The organism is Pseudonocardia sp. GCM10023141, from assembly GCF_042653605.1.
In genome coordinates this window covers 58,907-74,560 of record NZ_JBHSIR010000060.1, presented here as the reverse complement: position 1 = coordinate 74,560, position 15,654 = coordinate 58,907, and the positions used below count along the sequence as shown (strand labels likewise).

Below are 15,654 nucleotides of genomic sequence, written 5' to 3'. Positions count from 1 at the left end.
CGCGGGCCTCTAGCTCAATCGGCAGAGCATCGGACTTTTAATCCGTTGGTTCCGGGTTCGAGTCCCGGGGGGCCCACCACGTCCGCACGACGCGGTCAGGGCCTGCATTCCCGTTGCGAGGGACGTGCGGCGAGCCGCACGGACCGCCATGCATCAGAGCGTGGTCATGGCAGTGCGCAGGAGCTTCAACGCCTGTGCCAGCAACCGGGAGACGTGCATCTGCGAGAGCCCGACCTGCTCGGCGATCTGGGATTGGGTGAGTTCCCCGAAGAAGCGCAACACGATGATGTCCCGGTCCCGGGGTGCGAGTGTGGCCAGTGCTCGCTTGATCGACTCCCGGTTCTCGACCTGGCCGAAGGCGGCGTCGAGCTGGCCGAGACTCCGGACGAGGGCGCTGTCACCGGTGTCGGTGCCGGTATCGCCGTCGAGGGAGGCTGGCCGGTAGGCGTCCTGCACGCGCAGGGCCTCGATGACCTGTTCACGGTCGATGCCGAGACGAGCGGCGATCTCGCTGGGTCGGGGTGCCCGGTTCAACTCGGTCGTCAACACCGCGGCGGCGGCCCGCAGCGGAGCCTGGATGTCCTTGAGCGGACGGGGGACCCGCACCGCCCAGGCATGATCGCGGAAGTAGTGGCGTATCTCACCGGTGACCGTCGGGATGAGATAGGTCAGGAACGACCCCGACAGCGCCGGGTCGAACCGATCCAGCGCCTTGAGCAGCCCGATCGATCCCACCTGGACGAGGTCGTCGAGCGCGACACCGCGCCGGTCGTAGCGCAGGGCGATGTGGTGCACGACCGGCAGGTACCCATCGGCCAACCGAGCACGCAACGCCGATCGACGTCCGTCGGCGGGATCGAGGCCCGCGTACTGCGCCAGCAGCGGAGCGAGATGGCCGTACTCGTCGGCAGATCTCGACCGATCCGACCCGGCGTCGGTCGGGGTGGGCCCAGCCGCGGCGGGCCCGGCGCTGCGCGGGGAACGGGCTGTCTGCGTGCGCACCGCAACCACCGCCATGGCGACAGGTACCCGCCGGTCACGGGCGCCAAACGCGGGATCCCCGGGCGTGTTCGGTGCTACCGGGCGGCCAGTGCGGCGGGCAGGTCGTCGAAGAGCGCGAATCGCTCCGCCAGGCCGGTCACCTCCAGCGGGCGGACCAGTACCGGGGTGCCGGCAACGACGGCGAGGCTGATGTTGCGGGCCTCGGCGGTGCCCGCGATCTCCACCATCAGGCCCAGGCCTGCGGAGCTGAGGAACGTGACGTCGTGCAGGTCCAGGACCAGCCTGCCGGGCACAGGATCGCTGTTGAGCACCTCGAACACGGCCGCGTGCAGCTGCGGGACGGTCACCATGTCCACCTCGCCCGCGGCGGCGACGATCACGGTGTCGTCGATGGTGGTGGTGGTGCTGAGCCGGAGATCCACGCCGAGCGCGTCGTCACCGTGGGAGTCGTTCACCACCGGACTCTAGCGGCGAGCGAACGACGAGCCGGCAACTTCACACGGACGGCCCCCGCCGGATGCGGAGATGTGGCATCAGTGCAGCAACAACGCCGGTGGACGCAGGTAGTGCACGACCCCGGGAGCGGGGGACACCGGACCGGTCCTGATCGACGCCCACACCGTCTTCCCGATCGCGTGAGGTCGCCATCCCCAACCGTGGGCGATCGCGTCAACCAGCTGCAACCCGCGACCGGCCACCGCGAGCAGGCTGCGAGGGCGCAGGTTCGGTGGCTGGGCCGAATCGTCGCGGACCCGGATCCGGATCCGGTCGCCGTTGTAGCTCAGTCGCACCTCCGTGCGGGCGCGGGAGTGTTGGAGTGCGTTGCTGACCAGCTCGTTGAGCACCATGATCGCTTCGTCGATCGCCGGCCCGGGGACGTCCCAGTGGACCAGCTCGCTCCTGGCATGGATCCGCAGCACCGCGGGGCTCTCGGCATCGGCAGGCACCGTCCAGCGCCGACGCAGGTGCTTCCGGCGTGAGGTGAGTCTCGGAAGCGTCATCCACCAGAGGTACCCACAACGGCACCGGTTCAACGCCCTGCACGCCGCCGATCGCTGGGGCTCGGTCAGCCGTCGGGCGCACCCGTCGACGCCCCGATGTACACCCAGGCCTGCAGCCCCGACGCGAGCGGAGCCGACATCCTGACGTAGTCGGCCACCTCGTACTCGTCGGCGGCGGCCAGCTCCGCCGCCGTGATCACGAAGACGCTGCCGGCCACCCGATCGGCCGGATCGCCGGTGAAGCGGACGACCGGATGCCGGTCGGACCCGCTGACCGCGATCACATCCGGGTCGGTGATCACGAGTGTCGCCATGGCGTAGCCGACGAGCTCGTCCGGCTCGCCGCCCAGTTCCCGGCCGAACTGGGCGAGCTGCACGGAACGCAACCGCAGCGTGCCGTAGGAGAACAGGTAGATCAGGGACACCGGCGACTCCTTCGACCAGGATCTCCGCGGATGCGGATCTGATCATTATTTGGTTCCGCGAATGCGGGCACGCGATCGAGGGCTTGCCTGACATTTGCGACATTGCACATGGTCGAATGCGCCACGGACCTGTGCTCACGCAGCGCGCCCGGCCCCTGCTGCCGAACCCCAAGGATGTCACCGCCCATGCCGAGTCACACAGGCGGCGACGGCGCCGCCTCGCCCGACTGCGCGGGGTGCTGCTGGTGCTGGCCGCCGCCGGCTGCGAGTCCGGCGGCCCGCTGGGTCCGCGACGTGACCGCGCTGGTGGTCAACCCCTGACCGCTCGCACACACCGCAGCGTCCCGGCACACACCGTGCACGGTGTGTGCCGTGCACCGGAGGTGTGTGCGAGCGCGTCAGCCGCAGCCACCACGGCGACGAGCTCATGCGCAGGGGATGCGCCAAGCCGCGCAGGCTGCGCGCGTCGAGGCGCCGCATGGGTTTCATACCCGCAGGCCAGATTCGGAGCTGCTGACCCTCGACGGCCCGGCGACCGCCACGGCGCTCTCGACCCGGCTCGGCGAGAACACCGGCACCGTGAGCTGGCACCTGCGCCACCTCGCCCAGCACGGGTTCATCGAGGAGGAGACCGGGCGCGGCACCAAGCGGGAACGCTGGTGGCGAGCCGTCGAGGACGCGAAGGTCCTGGAGACCGCCAACTTCCGCGACGACCCCGACACCCGCGGCGCAGACGCGCACGTACATCTCCGACGCCGCGACGCGGATGTTCCTGGAGCGCGGGTTCGACGGCGTCACCGTCAAGGAGATCGCCGACGCGGGCCGACGTCTCACCGACCACGGTCTTCACGCACTTCCCGACGAAGGAGTCCCTCGTCTTCGACGAGGCCCCCGCCCAGGAAGCACAGCTCGTCGCCGCGGTGCGCGATCGCCCGGCGGGACAGGACGTCCTCGACGCGATCGAGGCACACCTGCTGGCCGACCGGCTGGTCCACGACCCCGTCGATCCGCAGTTCCGCGAGTTCACCGCGATGATCGCCGCCACGCCGGCACTGCGGGAGTACGCGCGACGCATGCTCGATCGGCACGAGGAAGCACTGGCCGAGGTCATCGCATCGGAGCAGCCGGGAAGCAGCCTGCGGGCGAGAGCGGTGGCCCGGTTCGTCCTCGGCGGACTCGACCTGGCGCGCCACGAACCGGATCGGCGCGCGGCCTTCAGAGAGATCGTGCGGCTGCTGCGGGAGGGCTGGGGCAGCACCGGGCACTGACCGGGCCACCACCGACCGCGACACCGGGCAGGCCTGCGTGGACTGCCCGGCCGGGCGGGGCGCACATCAACGGCATCGGAACTGACGACGGCCGTACCCGGATGCAACGTAACGTGCCGGTGACGTGCTCCGAGTCCTGATGTGCGCGCTGAACCCCTCCAATGCGCCCGGCTCCTTGGAGACGGCGCAGCGCCCGCTCACATGCCATGAGCGGGCGCTGCTGAGCCGGATCTTGCCCCGGCGACCGGCCCGGCCCCTCCGCCAGGACGATCTCATCACCTTTTCGCCTGCAACCCCGGCGGCGTTACGCATCGGATCCGCCGTTCGGCGCTTGCGTCGGCATCGCCCGGTACGAGCCCGCGAACGCGAGAGAGCCCGGACCGCCGAAGCGGTCCGGGCTCTCTGACGAGATGAGCTAGATCAGCCCTGCTCGTGCAGGTCGCCAGCGCTGCCGCTGTTGTCGCCGCAGGAGCGGTCGGCCGACTGCGCGGTGTCGCCGGCCTCGCCGGAGCCCAGGAGGCCCAGCGCGCCCGACAGCTGTGCGGACAGGTCGGAGACCTGAACACCCAGCACGTTGACCGGCACGTTGTTGTTGCAGAGCTGGACCGGAACGTTGGCGTTGTTGTCCGCCACGTTCACGAGGCCGTGGCTCGTGTCACCGTTGGAGTTGTTGTTGGTGACCGAGTGGCCCTCCGTCGCGAAGGCGAGGGGGCTAACAGCGAGCAGACCAGCAGCCGCTGCGGCCACCAGGATTCCAGCCTTCTTCAGCACAGTTGTCTCCCGTTCAAGTCATGCAGATCCGGCCGGGGCCGATTCCATTCAGTGCCAGCGATTGACTGGGGAGCCTCGCTGGCCACGAATAAAGTAGCGCCTGAATGACTCACAGACAAATGCTCTACCACCATCGTGCACGGTGATTACTTTGCGTTTGGATACTCCCTCTTTCGAGTGGTTCTCGTCGAGGATCCCGAGGTCACCAACGTGCTCGCGGCTCTACGTCAATTACTGATCGATGCGATCAGTGGCCGCTGCCGCCATTCGGTGCGCTCCTGGTCAGGCCACCTGCGGATAGAGTGCCGAAACGCCGCCGGCCAGCCCGGCCTGAACGTTGCGGCTCAGCTCGTCGGCGAGGATCTCGGTGCTGCCGGCCTCGACTCCGTCCAGCGCGATCTTCGCGATGACCGCCGGGTCACTCTTCGGCCCGGTCACGTCGCGCGCCATGTCGGTGTCCATGTATCCGACGTGCAGGGCGCTGACCACGGTCCGCTGCCCGGCGAGTTCGATGCGCAGCGCGTTGGTGAGCGACCAGGCCGCCGACTTCGCCGCCGAGTACGCCGACACGTGCGGGGCGGTGAACCACGACAGCACCGACAGGACGTTGAGCACGGCGCCGCCACCGTTGGCGGCGAGCTGGGGCGCGAAGGCGCGGGTCACATCCAGCGCGCCGAAGTAGTGCGTCTCCATCTCGAGCCGGATGTCGTCGATCGAACCGGTCAGCACCGAGGCTCCGGTGCCGGAGCCGGCGTTGTTGATCAGCAGGGTGACGCCGGATGTCGCTGCGGCCGCGGCGGCGACGGACGCGGGATCGGTGACGTCGATGGCGACCGGGATCGCCCCGGACAGGTCGACCGGGGCCGGGTTGCGAGCTCCGGCGTAGACCGTGGCGCCGCGGGCGAGCAGCTGCTCGGCGAAGTGCCGACCGAGGCCACGGTTGGCGCCGGTGACGAAGGCGGTGGTGGTGGACAGGTCCATGACGGCTCCCGAGTGGCTGAGTTGGTAATTCCAACCTAGCTTGCTGGGTTGGATTGGGCAACCCAGGGGTAGGATGGCGACATGACCAGCTCGAAGACGGCCGCCCCCAAGCTGCTGGAGTCGTCCTGCTCGATCGCCCGGAGCCTCGGCGTGGTCGGCGAGCGCTGGACCTTCCTGATCCTGCGCGAGGCGTTCACCGGCGCCACCCGGTTCGCCGAGTTCCGCGCCGCACTGGGCATCGCCTCCGACGTCCTCACCGATCGACTGGCCACGCTCGTGGAGTACGGCGTCATGGCCAGGGAGCCCTACCAGGAGCCCGGCAGCCGGCCCCGCGACGCCTACCTGCTCACCGATGCGGGACGCGAGCTGGACGTGGTGCTCGCGTCCCTACAGCAGTGGGGCGACCACCACCTCCCCCGCGCCGAGGGCAACACCATCGAACGCCGCACCCGCGAGGGTGGGCGCCCGGTGCACGTCGGCTACATCGACGACGACGGCAACGAGGTGGCCCCGCGTGACGTCGCGGTGATCCGGACCGCCGCCTACCCGACGTGATGCCGATCAGATCCCCGCATCGCGGTAGTAGCCCTCGATGTGGTCGCGGACCTCGCGCTCGGCATCGTCGGCTCGACCGGCGCTGACGGCGTCGAAGATCCGGCGGTGCTCGGCGCGCAGGCGCTCGGCGGTGCGTTCCCAGTCCGGAACGCGTCGGGCACCCACCCCCACGTACGAGCGGACCGCTCCCCGCACCCCGGCCATCACGGCCTCGACCAGCACGTTCCCCGAGCATTCGACGAACGCCGCGTGGAAGGCGCCGTCGAGGTCGAGGAACCGGTCGGGATCGAGTCCGGGTTCGTCCATCGCGACGAGCAGGTCGGCGGCGCGTGCCAGCTCGACCGTCGAGGTGGCGGCCCGCTGCGCCGCCTCGCGCACCGCCCAGCTCTCGACGAGCAGCCGCAACTGCACGACGTCACGCACCGGGACGCCGGTGGTCGCGACGTGCAACCGCATGGCGGTGGCGAGACCGGTGGCGGGCTCGGCGATGAGCACGGCACCGGCATCGGGCCCCGAGCCGGTGGCCGTCCGGATGACACCCAGCGCCTCCAGCACGCGGATCGCCTCGCGCACCGGTGGCCGCGACACCCCGAGCTGCTCGGCCAGCGCCCGCTCAGCGGGCAGGCGATCGCCCAGCGTCAGGCGTCCGGCGGCGAGGTCCTCCTCGATCCGGGCCATGACGAGCTCGTGCACGCGCATGAGGCGAGCCTAACTGGCTGTGGTCGGACCACACGTCTACCGTGTGGTCCGACCACAGCGCGGGGAGGGAACCGATGCGGATCGCACTGTTCGTGACGTGCCTGGCCGACGCGCTCCATCCCGACGTCGGCCGGGCCACCGTCACGCTGCTGGAGCGGCTGGGCCACGAGGTGGTCTTCCCCGAGGCCCAGACCTGCTGCGGGCAGATGCACGTCAACACCGGGTACCAGCGCGAGGCGCTGCCCCTGGTGCGCCACCACGTGGAGGTCTTCGAGCCCTACGACGTGATCGTCGCACCGTCCGGGTCGTGCGTGGGCTCGGTCCGCCACCAGCACGCGATGGTCGCCGCGGGTGCCGGCGACGATCGGCTCGCCGGCCGCGCCACCGACGTCGCCGCCCGTACCTACGAGCTGTCCGAACTGCTCGTCGACGTGCTGGGGGTGGAGGACGTCGGCGCCTACTTCCCGCATCGCGTGACCTATCACCCCACCTGCCACTCGCTGCGGATGCTGCGCGTGGCCGACAAGCCGTTGCGACTGCTGCGCCACGTCCGTGGCATGACGCTGCTGGAGCTGCCCGACGCCGAGCAGTGCTGCGGCTTCGGCGGCACGTTCGCGCTGAAGAACGCCGACACGTCGACGGCGATGCTGGCCGACAAGATGTCCAACGTGATCGCCACCCGCGCCGAGGTCGTGAGCGCGGGCGACGCGTCGTGCCTGATGCACATCGGCGGCGGGCTGTCGCGGCTGCGCACCGGCACCCGTGCGGTGCACCTCGCGGAGGTACTGGCGGCCACGGAATGAGCACCTTCCTCGGCGTTCCGGCCCCGCGCGGCGTGGGGCACCTGCGCGGTGAGCAGTCCTTCCCCGATGCCGCGCGCGGCGCGCTCGCCGACTCCCAACTGCGGCGCAACCTCGGCCACGCCACCCGCACGATCCGCGGCAAGCGCGCCGCCGTCGTCGCCGAGCTCGACGACTGGGAGCAGCTGCGACTGGCCGGATCGGCGCTCAAGGCCGCCACGATGGCCCGGCTGGACGAGCACCTGGAACGCCTCGAACGGGAGGTAGCCGCCCGCGGCGGCACGGTGCACTGGGCTCGCGATGCCAACGAGGCCAACGCGATCGTCACGCGGCTCGTGCGGGACACCGGCGAGACCGAGGTCGTCAAGGTCAAGTCGATGGTCACCCAGGAGATCGGCCTCAACGACGCGCTCGAGGCGGCCGGCATCGAGGCCAAGGAGACCGACCTCGCCGAGCTGATCGTCCAGCTCGGCGGCGACCTGCCCAGCCACATCCTGGTGCCCGCGATCCACCGCAACCGCGCCGAGATCCGGGAGATCTTCCTGCGCGAGATGCCGGGCGTCGACCCGGAGCTGACCTCGGAGCCGCGCCTGCTGGCCATGGCCGCCCGCAAGCACCTGCGGGAGCGCTTCCTGCGCGCGAAGGTGGCGATCTCCGGCGCCAACTTCGCCGTGGCCGACAGCGGCACGCTGCTCGTCGTCGAGTCCGAGGGCAACGGGCGGATGTGCCTGACGTTGCCCGACACCCTGATCACCGTGATGGGGATCGAGAAGGTCGTGCCGACCTGGCGGGACCTCGAGGTGTTCCTGCAGCTGCTCCCCCGCTCGTCGACGGGCGAGCGGATGAACCCCTACACCTCGGCCTGGACGGGCGTCACGCCCGGCGACGGGCCGCAGACGTTCCACCTGGTGCTGCTGGACAACGGCCGCACCGCCACCCTCGCCGACGAGGTCGGGCGCTCCGCGTTGCACTGCATCAAGTGCTCGGCATGCCTCAACGTCTGCCCGGTCTACGAGCGTGCGGGCGGGCACGCCTACGGCTCGGTGTACCCGGGCCCGATCGGCGCGGTGCTGTCGCCGCAGCTCACGGGCGTGGAGGACAACGCTTCGCTGCCGTACGCGTCGTCGCTGTGCGGAGCCTGCTTCGACGCGTGCCCGGTGCGGATCGACATCCCGTCGCTGCTCGTGCGTCTGCGCGCCCAGCACGTCGACGCCAACCGGGGTGGCGTACCGAGCGCGGAAGCCGTCGCCATGGCGGCGGCGGCCTGGGTGATGGCCGACCAGAAGCGGTTCGCCGCGGCGGAGAAGGCGTCGCGGCTGGGGCGGGTGCTGGGCCGTCGATCGGGCCGGATCTCGACGCTGCCGCCGCCGCTGTCGGCCTGGACGGGGAGCCGCGACCTGGCCCGTCCACCCGTCGAGACGTTCCGCGAGTGGTGGAAGCGGGAGCGGGGATGAGCGCCCGCGACGACGTGCTCGCCCGGATCCGGGGCGCCAACGCGAACGCCGGATCCCCCGGACCCGCGGCGATCCCCCGCGACTACCACCGCACCGGCGAGCACCCGCCCGGCTCCGCCGCGCTGCTGGAACTGTTCACCGACCGGCTCGTCGACTACAAGGCAACCGTGATCCACACCGACCCGGACGGGGTGCCCGCCGCGATCCGGGACGCGCTCGACGGGCGGGTGATCGTCGCGCCGGGACTGCGGGATGGCTGGTGCCCGGACGGGACCCCCGATGACGGCGCGCTGACACCCGCGGAGCTCGACGGCTTCACCACCGTCGTCACCGCCTGCGCGGCGGCCTGCGCCGTGACGGGCACGATCGCGCTGGACGGCTCGCCCGACCAGGGCCGCCGCGCGATCACGCTCGTGCCGGACGTCCACGTGTGCGTGGTGCGCGCCGAGCAGGTGGTGCAGACGGTGCCGGAGCTCGTGACCGCGCTCGACCCCCGCCGTCCGATCACGTTGATCAGCGGCCCGTCGGCCACCAGCGACATCGAGCTGCAGCGCGTGGAAGGCGTCCACGGCCCCCGAACGCTGGTCGTCGTGCTGGTCAGCTAACCCACGCAGCCGATTTCGCCGATCCATCACGCCGATTTCGCCGATCCGACACACGTCGGCGCGCCATGGCCGTGCCGAAACGGCGAACACGGCGTGTCGAGATGGCGAAATCGGCGTGCTCGGGTGGCGAAATCGGCGTGTCGAGATGGTGAAATCAGCGGTGGGTGGTCAGCGGGGGCGCAGGGCTGCTACCAGCGGCACCAGGTAGAAGGCGGCGAGGCGCTGCTGCTCCTCGGGGGAGTCCAGGGGCAGGACGGTCTCCGGGGAGATCACCAGCGAGATGACGGTGCGGACCAGCAGTTCGGCCACCGCGTCGACGTCGCGGTCGGGCAGGGCGATGCGGCCCGCCGTCACCTCGTCGCGGACGTGGCGGGCGATCCAGCTGCGGGCCGCCGCGATCACCGGACCGGCCTTGGTGGTGAGGTGGGGCAGGATCAGCTCGGGTTCGGTGCGCAGCAGCCGGTTGAGCACGCGGTGGGCGCGCAGGAACGTCATGCAGAACACCAGGCCCTGCGCCAGCTTCGCCTCGGTGGTGCTCTCGGCCTCGATCACCGCGTCGAGCTTCGTGAGGAAGCGCCGCATCTCGCGCATGAGCAGCGCGTTGATCAGCTGGTCCTTCTTCGGGAAGTACCGGTAGACGGTGACGCGGGAGACCCCGACGCGGCGCGCGACGTCGTCCATCGTGAACCGGCGCAGCCCGAAGTCCTCGGCCTGGTCGAAGGCGGCGGACAGGATCCGGTTGGCCGTCTCGTCGTCGGGGATGGCGGTGGCCAGCGCGCGGTGCAGGAGATCCGGTTCCGGGACCCCGTCACGCGCGCTGCTCATCCGCATGGCACCACCTTAACGGGGTTTACATCTTGACGAGGTTTGTTACATGCGTTTGAGTGTGGCGCAGGCCACCCGTCGAGGAGGACGAGATGACGATCGAGCAGCAACGTCCGGTACCGCCGCGAACGGTGCGGACGCGCCGGATCGCGTTCACCTACCCGTCCGGCTCGCTGGACCGCCACTACGTGCAGGGCGATCTGATGATGAGCCACATCGTCGCCATGCTCTCCGCGCTGTTCCCCGAGGGTGAGGACTTCTTCATCCGCGCGGTGCGCCGCTACCGCGAGGAGCTCACCGACAAGGAGCTGCTGTCACAGGTGGCGGGCTTCATCGGGCAGGAGGTGACGCACGGGCGCGAGCACCGGGCGCTCAACGACAAGCTGCAGGAGATGGGCTACCCGACGCGGATGGCCGATCGCTTCACCAACCTGCTGATGATCCGCTCCGACCGGCTGTTCCCGCACAAGTTCCAGCTCGCGGTCACCGCGGCGCTGGAGCACTACACGGCCACCATCGCCGAACGCCTGCTGACGAGCCCGGAGGCGCAGGCACTGCTCGGCGAGACCGAGGTGCGCTCGGTCCTGCTGTGGCACGCGCTCGAGGAGTCGGAGCACAAGTCCGTCGCGTTCGACGTCTTCCGCGCGGCCGGCGGCTCGGAGCGGCTGCGGATCAACACGATGCACCTGGTGAACGCGCTGTTCATCCCGATCGTGGTCGGGCTGACCGCCATCTCGCTGGCCGGGGACCGGGCGGCCTACAACCCCGTCCGGCTGTTGCGCAGCCTGCGCAGGCTGCCGCGCTCACCGTTCCTCAACCGCTCGATGCGCCAGAACATCCAGGCCTACAACAAGCCGGGCTTCCACCCCGACGACATGGACGCCACCGCGCTGCTGGAGAAGTGGAAGGTGGAGCTGTTCGGCACCGAGGGCACGCTCGCCGACCACCTCAGATAGCGGCTCCCCGGGCCGTCAGCTCCCGCAGCACCACCCGCACGGCGGGCTGCGGTGCCGGCGCCGCCGGTACCGCGGCGAAGATCGTGCGGACCGGCGCGTCCGCGAGCTCGCGCACGGCCACGTCATAGCGCTCGTCGACGGCCAGCGCGGGCAGCGCCGACACGGCCAGCCCGGTCTGGACGTGTTCCAGCAGCAGCGAGTAGCTGCCGTAGCGGCCTGCGACGACCGGCTCGAAGCCGGCCCGCCGGCACAGCCGGACGACGAGCTCGCACAGGTAGCAGCCGGGATGGTCCATGACCCAGCGCTCCCCCGCAAGCGCGGCGAGCTCGACCGGGCCGTCCGCGGCGAGCGGGTGGTCGGCCGGGAGCACGACGACCACCGGATCGCTCGTGAGGCGCACGCGATGCAGCTGGTCGTCGACCGGCAGCCAGCCGTCGGCGAAGTCGTAGACGATCGCGAGGTCGACGTCGCCGCGGCGCAGTGCCCGGAGGCTGTCGTGCGGTTCGAGCTCGGTGGCCACGATCCGCAGCCGGGGATGGCGGCTGCGCAGCCGCGCAGCGACGGGCAGCACGAGCGCGTGCAGGGCGCTCGAGAACGACGCGATGCGCACGTCACCGACCGGTTCGGAGCGCTGTTCGGCGAGGTCGGCCTCGGCCGTCTCGATGCGCCGAAGGATCTCCCGGGCGTGCACGGCGAGGCGCACCCCCGCCGGCGTCAACGCGATGCGCCTGCCGTGCCGCTCGAACAGCGCGGTGCGCGACTCCTGCTCCAGCACCGTGAGCTGCTGCGACACCGACGACGGGCTCATGTCCAGCGCATCGGCGACCGCGCGGACGGTGCCGAGGCTCTCGAAGTGGGTGAGCAGGCGCAGGCGCCACGGACTCAGCATGCCCCCATTGTTCGGTACAGCCGCACAGCCTGGGCACAATCTGTCGATGGACCCGCGCAGCGGGGCGACCTACCGTCGAAGCCATGGAGAACCCCGCGCAGTTCTGGACCGACGTCGACCGGCACGTGATCCGGTACGGGCCCGGCGGGTTCACCCCCGAGATCATCGAACGGGCGCAGGGCAGCTACCTCTACACCGCCGACGGGCGCCGGCTCCTCGACTTCACGTCGGGGCAGATGAGCGCCATCCTCGGCCACTCCCACCCTGAGATCGTCGCGACCGTGCGGCAGGCCGTGGGGGATCTGGACCACCTCTTCAGCGGCATGCTCTCGCGCCCGGTCGTGACGCTGTCGCGACGGCTGGCCGATTCGGTGCCGGACCCGCTGTCCAAGGTCATGCTGCTGACCACCGGCGCGGAGGCCAACGAGGCCGCGATCCGGATGGCCAAGCTGGTCACCGGCAGGTTCGAGATCGTCTCGTTCAGCCGGTCGTGGCACGGCATGACCCAGGGCGCGGTGAGCGCCACCTACAGCGCGGGCCGCAAGGGCTACGGGCCCGCCGCCCCCGGCAACATCGCGATCCCGACACCCAACGCGTACCGGCCCGATGTCGTCGACGCCGCGGGCGAGCTCGACTGGCGCCGTCAGCTGGACACCGCGTTCGACCTGGTCGACGCCCAGTCCGTCGGCAGCCTCGCCGCGTGCATCGTCGAGCCGATCCTCAGCTCCGGCGGGCTCATCGAGCCGCCGCCGGGCTACCTCGCCGCGCTGCAGGTCAAGTGCCGGGAACGGGGCATGCTGCTGATCGTCGACGAGGCGCAGACCGGGCTGTGCCGCACCGGTAGCTGGTACGCGTTCGAGCAGGCCGGCATCACCCCCGACATCCTGACGCTGTCGAAGACGCTCGGCGCCGGGCTGCCGCTGGCCGCCGTGATCACCACCGCGGAGATCGAGCAGGAGGCGCACGACAACGGCTACCTGTTCTTCACCACCCACGTCTCCGATCCGCTGGTGGCAGCCGTCGGCAACACCGTGCTCGACGTGCTGGAGCGCGACAAGATGGACGTCCGGACCGAGGCGAACGGCGAGTTCCTCCGCGACGGCCTGCTGGGCCTGCAGGAGCGGCATGCCGTGGTGGGCGACGTCCGCGGGCGCGGGTTGTTCCAGGGCATCGAGCTCGTGCTGGACCGCGAGACCAAGGAGGGCTCCGACGAGCTGGGGCGCCAGGTCACGCGGCGCTGCCTGGAGCTCGGGCTGCACATGAACATCGTGCAGCTGCCGGGCATGGGCGGGGTGTTCCGGATCGCGCCGCCGCTCACCAGCACCGAGGAGGAGCTGGCCGAGGGGGTGGCGATCCTGGACCGGGCGTTGGCCGAGGTCGGGCGGGTCTAGCTCGTGTGTCCGGTGGCGCCGGGCCCGCGCAGCGGTCACCCACACCCCCATCACCCACCAGCACACCGTGACATTCAGCGGCAGACAAATCCCCCACGTGGCCTAAATGGGGGCCGCCGTCTGCTACCAAGCGCAACGCCGCATCCTGCTCTCATGCGCTCCCCACGCCCCGCGTTCGCCGGTCTCGTCGCGGTCTTCGCACTCACCGGCTGCGGAGCCGCCACCGCGGTCGCTCCGGCCGCTGTCAGCGTCACCTCCCACGACACCCAGGTGAGCGCCACGTTCGTGGACGCCCCCGGCGTCGCGGTCACCTACGACGCCAAGCTCGTGCGGCCGGGCTCCCGCGGCGCGGTCAGCTCCACGACCGAGGGTGGCAACACCACCGTCAAGCTCGCGGTGCGCGGGCTCGAACCCAGCCGGGTCTACGGGGCACACGCCCACACCAAGGCCTGCGGCGCCACGGGCGACCTGGCCGGCCCGCACTTCCAGAACAAGGTCGACCCGGTGCAGCCCAGCGTGGACCCGAAGTACGCCAACCCGCAGAACGAGATCTGGCTCGACTTCACCACCGACGCCAACGGTGCCGGTAGCGCCGAGACCACCGTGCCGTGGGCGTTCCCCGACGACCGGCGCGCCCACTCGGTGGTCATCCACGCGATGGGCACCGCCACCGACGCCGGTCACGCGGGCACGGCAGGCGCTCGCGCGGCCTGCATGACCGTGGACTTCTGACAAGGAGGACAATGGGGCCTCGTGAGTGCCCCGTCCACCGTGTCCGCCGCCGTGCGGCCTCCGCTGCGCATCGGACCGTACGTGTCCGAGACCCCCGTCGTGCTGGCTCCGATGGCCGGCATCACCAACGCCGGGTTCCGCAGGCTCTGCCGTGAGCAGGGCGCAGGCTTCTACGTCTGCGAGATGATCACGTCTCGGGGTCTCGTCGAGAAGAACCCGCTGACGTTCCGCATGATCGCCATGGATCCGGACGAGAACCCGCGGTCGATGCAGCTCTACGGGGTCGACCCCGCGGCGATGGGCCAGGCCGTGCGGATGATCCGCGAGCGCGACCTCGCCGATCACATCGACATGAACTTCGGCTGCCCCGTCCCCAAGGTCACGCGCAAGGGCGGCGGCGCCGCACTGCCGTACAAGCGCAGGCTGTTCGAGGCCATCGTGCAGGCCGCCGTCGACAACGCCGGGCCGCTTCCCGTCACCGTGAAGATGCGCATCGGCATCGACGACGAGCGCCACACCTTCCTCGACGCCGCGCACCGCGCCGTCGGGGCCGGGGTCGCCGCCGTCGCGCTGCACGCCCGGACCGCCGCGCAGCGCTACTCCGGCACCGCGGACTGGTCGGCCATCGCCCGCCTGCGCGACGCGCTGCCCGCCGAGATCCCGGTGCTCGGCAACGGCGACATCTTCAGCGCCGCCGACGCGCTCGCGATGGTCGAGGCCACCGCGTGCGACGGCGTCGTCGTCGGCCGCGGATGCCTCGGCAGGCCGTGGCTGTTCGGCGATCTCGAGGCCGCCTTCGCCGGCAAGCCGTTGCCGACGCCACCGCGGCTCGGTGAGGTCGCCGCCACCCTGCGCCGCCACGCCGTGCTCCTGCAGGAGCACATGGGCGTCGACAAGGGCATTCGCGACATGCGCAAGCACATGGCCTGGTACCTCAAGGGCTTCCCGGTCGGGCCGGACATCCGGCGCGCACTGGGGCTCGTCGGCAGCATCGACGAGCTCGACGAGCTGCTGGCCAGGCTCGACCCCGACGAGCCCTTCCCGGCCGAAGCCGACGGCCCGCGCGGCCGCCAGGGCTCCCCCGGCCGCGTCACACTGCCCGAACACTGGCTCGACGACCCGGACGACCCGTCCGTGCCCTTCGGCGCCGAGTTGGAGCACTCGGGCGGGTGATCCCGGCGGCCGATACCCGTCGGTGATCACGGCCGCACCCCGGTCGGGTGGAGCAACGCGCCAACGGGTACTTCGGCCCTTTACACCTCAAGCGCCCCATCCGCCACGTCGATAACACGGGTAACAG

Annotated in this window: 20 protein-coding genes and 1 tRNA gene; 12 read left to right on the top strand and 9 right to left on the bottom strand. The window is 70.8% G+C overall.

All coding sequences use genetic code 11. The features are described from left to right. Window positions 1–3: 3 nt before the first annotated feature. Window positions 4–79, top strand: a tRNA-Lys gene (locus ACFPFQ_RS34220). Between the two features lie 74 nt (window positions 80–153). Here the strand turns inward: ACFPFQ_RS34220 and ACFPFQ_RS34215 are convergent. The 4 genes from ACFPFQ_RS34215 to ACFPFQ_RS34200 form a co-directional block, all read right to left on the bottom strand. Further along, a complete protein-coding gene (locus ACFPFQ_RS34215) occupies window positions 154–1,002 on the bottom strand; it encodes a SigB/SigF/SigG family RNA polymerase sigma factor (protein WP_379626393.1) in 849 nt (282 codons plus the stop codon). Window positions 1,003–1,076: 74 nt separating this feature from the next. Continuing rightward, window positions 1,077–1,457, bottom strand: a complete 381-nt coding sequence (locus ACFPFQ_RS34210; protein ID WP_379626391.1) for an STAS domain-containing protein — start codon at window positions 1,455–1,457, stop codon at window positions 1,077–1,079. Between the two features lie 78 nt (window positions 1,458–1,535). Further along, entirely contained in the window at window positions 1,536–2,003 is a 468-nt protein-coding gene (locus tag ACFPFQ_RS34205) for an ATP-binding protein (protein WP_379626389.1), read from the bottom strand. A 65-nt stretch (window positions 2,004–2,068) separates the two neighbouring features. Continuing rightward, window positions 2,069–2,428, bottom strand: a complete 360-nt coding sequence (locus ACFPFQ_RS34200; RefSeq protein WP_379626387.1) for a gamma-glutamylcyclotransferase family protein — start codon at window positions 2,426–2,428, stop codon at window positions 2,069–2,071. A 186-nt stretch (window positions 2,429–2,614) separates the two neighbouring features. On the opposite strand from ACFPFQ_RS34200, the gene ACFPFQ_RS34195 reads away from it, so the two are divergent. The 3 genes from ACFPFQ_RS34195 to ACFPFQ_RS34185 all read left to right on the top strand — a co-directional run bounded on the left by ACFPFQ_RS34195 (window position 2,615) and on the right by ACFPFQ_RS34185 (window position 3,696). Continuing rightward, entirely contained in the window at window positions 2,615–2,749 is a 135-nt protein-coding gene (locus ACFPFQ_RS34195; protein WP_379626385.1) for a hypothetical protein, read from the top strand. A 117-nt stretch (window positions 2,750–2,866) separates the two neighbouring features. Next, window positions 2,867–3,463 (top strand): helix-turn-helix domain-containing protein, encoded by a 597-nt coding sequence (locus tag ACFPFQ_RS34190; protein ID WP_379626383.1) that lies wholly within the window; start codon window positions 2,867–2,869, stop codon window positions 3,461–3,463. Next, window positions 3,349–3,696, top strand: coding sequence for a hypothetical protein (locus ACFPFQ_RS34185; protein WP_379626479.1), 348 nt, complete (start codon window positions 3,349–3,351; stop codon window positions 3,694–3,696). The genes ACFPFQ_RS34190 and ACFPFQ_RS34185 overlap by 115 nt, the downstream gene beginning before the upstream one ends. Before the next feature lie 420 nt (window positions 3,697–4,116). Here the strand turns inward: ACFPFQ_RS34185 and ACFPFQ_RS34180 are convergent, their stop codons facing one another. Both ACFPFQ_RS34180 and ACFPFQ_RS34175 read right to left on the bottom strand, forming a co-directional pair. Then, window positions 4,117–4,467, bottom strand: a complete 351-nt coding sequence (locus ACFPFQ_RS34180; protein WP_379626381.1) for a hypothetical protein — start codon at window positions 4,465–4,467, stop codon at window positions 4,117–4,119. Between the two features lie 282 nt (window positions 4,468–4,749). After that, window positions 4,750–5,448, bottom strand: a complete 699-nt coding sequence (locus ACFPFQ_RS34175; RefSeq protein WP_379626379.1) for an SDR family oxidoreductase — start codon at window positions 5,446–5,448, stop codon at window positions 4,750–4,752. An 81-nt stretch (window positions 5,449–5,529) separates the two neighbouring features. Between ACFPFQ_RS34175 and ACFPFQ_RS34170 the strand changes: the two genes are divergently transcribed. Continuing rightward, the gene (locus ACFPFQ_RS34170) at window positions 5,530–6,003 is read left to right on the top strand and encodes a winged helix-turn-helix transcriptional regulator (RefSeq protein ID WP_379626377.1); all 474 of its coding nucleotides are present in this window, start codon (window positions 5,530–5,532) and stop codon (window positions 6,001–6,003) included. 6 nt (window positions 6,004–6,009) lie between these two features. Here ACFPFQ_RS34170 and ACFPFQ_RS34165 read toward each other — a convergent pair whose 3' ends face one another. Next, complete coding sequence (locus ACFPFQ_RS34165; protein ID WP_379626375.1) at window positions 6,010–6,702, bottom strand: FadR/GntR family transcriptional regulator; 693 nt, start codon at window positions 6,700–6,702, stop codon at window positions 6,010–6,012. A 74-nt stretch (window positions 6,703–6,776) separates the two neighbouring features. Between ACFPFQ_RS34165 and ACFPFQ_RS34160 the strand changes: the two genes are divergently transcribed. From ACFPFQ_RS34160 to ACFPFQ_RS34150, 3 genes are read left to right on the top strand one after another with little or no spacing between them, the layout of a single operon-like run. Further along, on the top strand, window positions 6,777–7,505 hold the full coding sequence (locus ACFPFQ_RS34160) for a (Fe-S)-binding protein (RefSeq protein ID WP_379626373.1): 729 nt from the start codon (window positions 6,777–6,779) through the stop codon (window positions 7,503–7,505). After that, complete coding sequence (locus ACFPFQ_RS34155) at window positions 7,502–8,956, top strand: LutB/LldF family L-lactate oxidation iron-sulfur protein (RefSeq protein ID WP_379626372.1); 1,455 nt, start codon at window positions 7,502–7,504, stop codon at window positions 8,954–8,956. Before ACFPFQ_RS34160 ends, ACFPFQ_RS34155 begins: the two co-directional genes overlap by 4 nt. Then, window positions 8,953–9,561 carry a LutC/YkgG family protein gene (locus ACFPFQ_RS34150; RefSeq protein ID WP_379626370.1) on the top strand — a complete coding sequence of 203 codons (609 nt, stop codon included), beginning with the start codon at window positions 8,953–8,955 and terminating at the stop codon, window positions 9,559–9,561. Before ACFPFQ_RS34155 ends, ACFPFQ_RS34150 begins: the two co-directional genes overlap by 4 nt. Window positions 9,562–9,729: 168 nt before the next feature. Here ACFPFQ_RS34150 and ACFPFQ_RS34145 read toward each other — a convergent pair whose 3' ends face one another. Then, window positions 9,730–10,386, bottom strand: a complete 657-nt coding sequence (locus ACFPFQ_RS34145) for a TetR/AcrR family transcriptional regulator (RefSeq protein ID WP_379626368.1) — start codon at window positions 10,384–10,386, stop codon at window positions 9,730–9,732. Between the two features lie 92 nt (window positions 10,387–10,478). Between ACFPFQ_RS34145 and ACFPFQ_RS34140 the strand changes: the two genes are divergently transcribed. After that, window positions 10,479–11,342, top strand: a complete 864-nt coding sequence (locus tag ACFPFQ_RS34140; RefSeq protein WP_379626366.1) for a metal-dependent hydrolase — start codon at window positions 10,479–10,481, stop codon at window positions 11,340–11,342. On the opposite strand, the gene ACFPFQ_RS34135 is transcribed toward ACFPFQ_RS34140, so the two are convergent. Further along, a complete protein-coding gene (locus ACFPFQ_RS34135; RefSeq protein WP_379626364.1) occupies window positions 11,335–12,231 on the bottom strand; it encodes a LysR substrate-binding domain-containing protein in 897 nt (298 codons plus the stop codon). The genes ACFPFQ_RS34140 and ACFPFQ_RS34135 overlap by 8 nt on opposite strands. 83 nt (window positions 12,232–12,314) lie before the next feature. On the opposite strand from ACFPFQ_RS34135, the gene ACFPFQ_RS34130 reads away from it, so the two are divergent. The 3 genes from ACFPFQ_RS34130 to dusB all read left to right on the top strand — a co-directional run bounded on the left by ACFPFQ_RS34130 (window position 12,315) and on the right by dusB (window position 15,527). Beyond that, window positions 12,315–13,622: an aspartate aminotransferase family protein gene (locus ACFPFQ_RS34130; protein ID WP_379626362.1), complete on the top strand. Its 1,308-nt coding sequence runs from the start codon at window positions 12,315–12,317 to the stop codon at window positions 13,620–13,622. 153 nt (window positions 13,623–13,775) lie between these two features. Further along, window positions 13,776–14,354: a superoxide dismutase family protein gene (locus ACFPFQ_RS34125; protein WP_379626360.1), complete on the top strand. Its 579-nt coding sequence runs from the start codon at window positions 13,776–13,778 to the stop codon at window positions 14,352–14,354. A 21-nt stretch (window positions 14,355–14,375) separates the two neighbouring features. After that, window positions 14,376–15,527: a tRNA dihydrouridine synthase DusB gene (gene dusB, locus ACFPFQ_RS34120; RefSeq protein ID WP_379626358.1), complete on the top strand. Its 1,152-nt coding sequence runs from the start codon at window positions 14,376–14,378 to the stop codon at window positions 15,525–15,527. Window positions 15,528–15,654 lie beyond the last annotated feature (127 nt).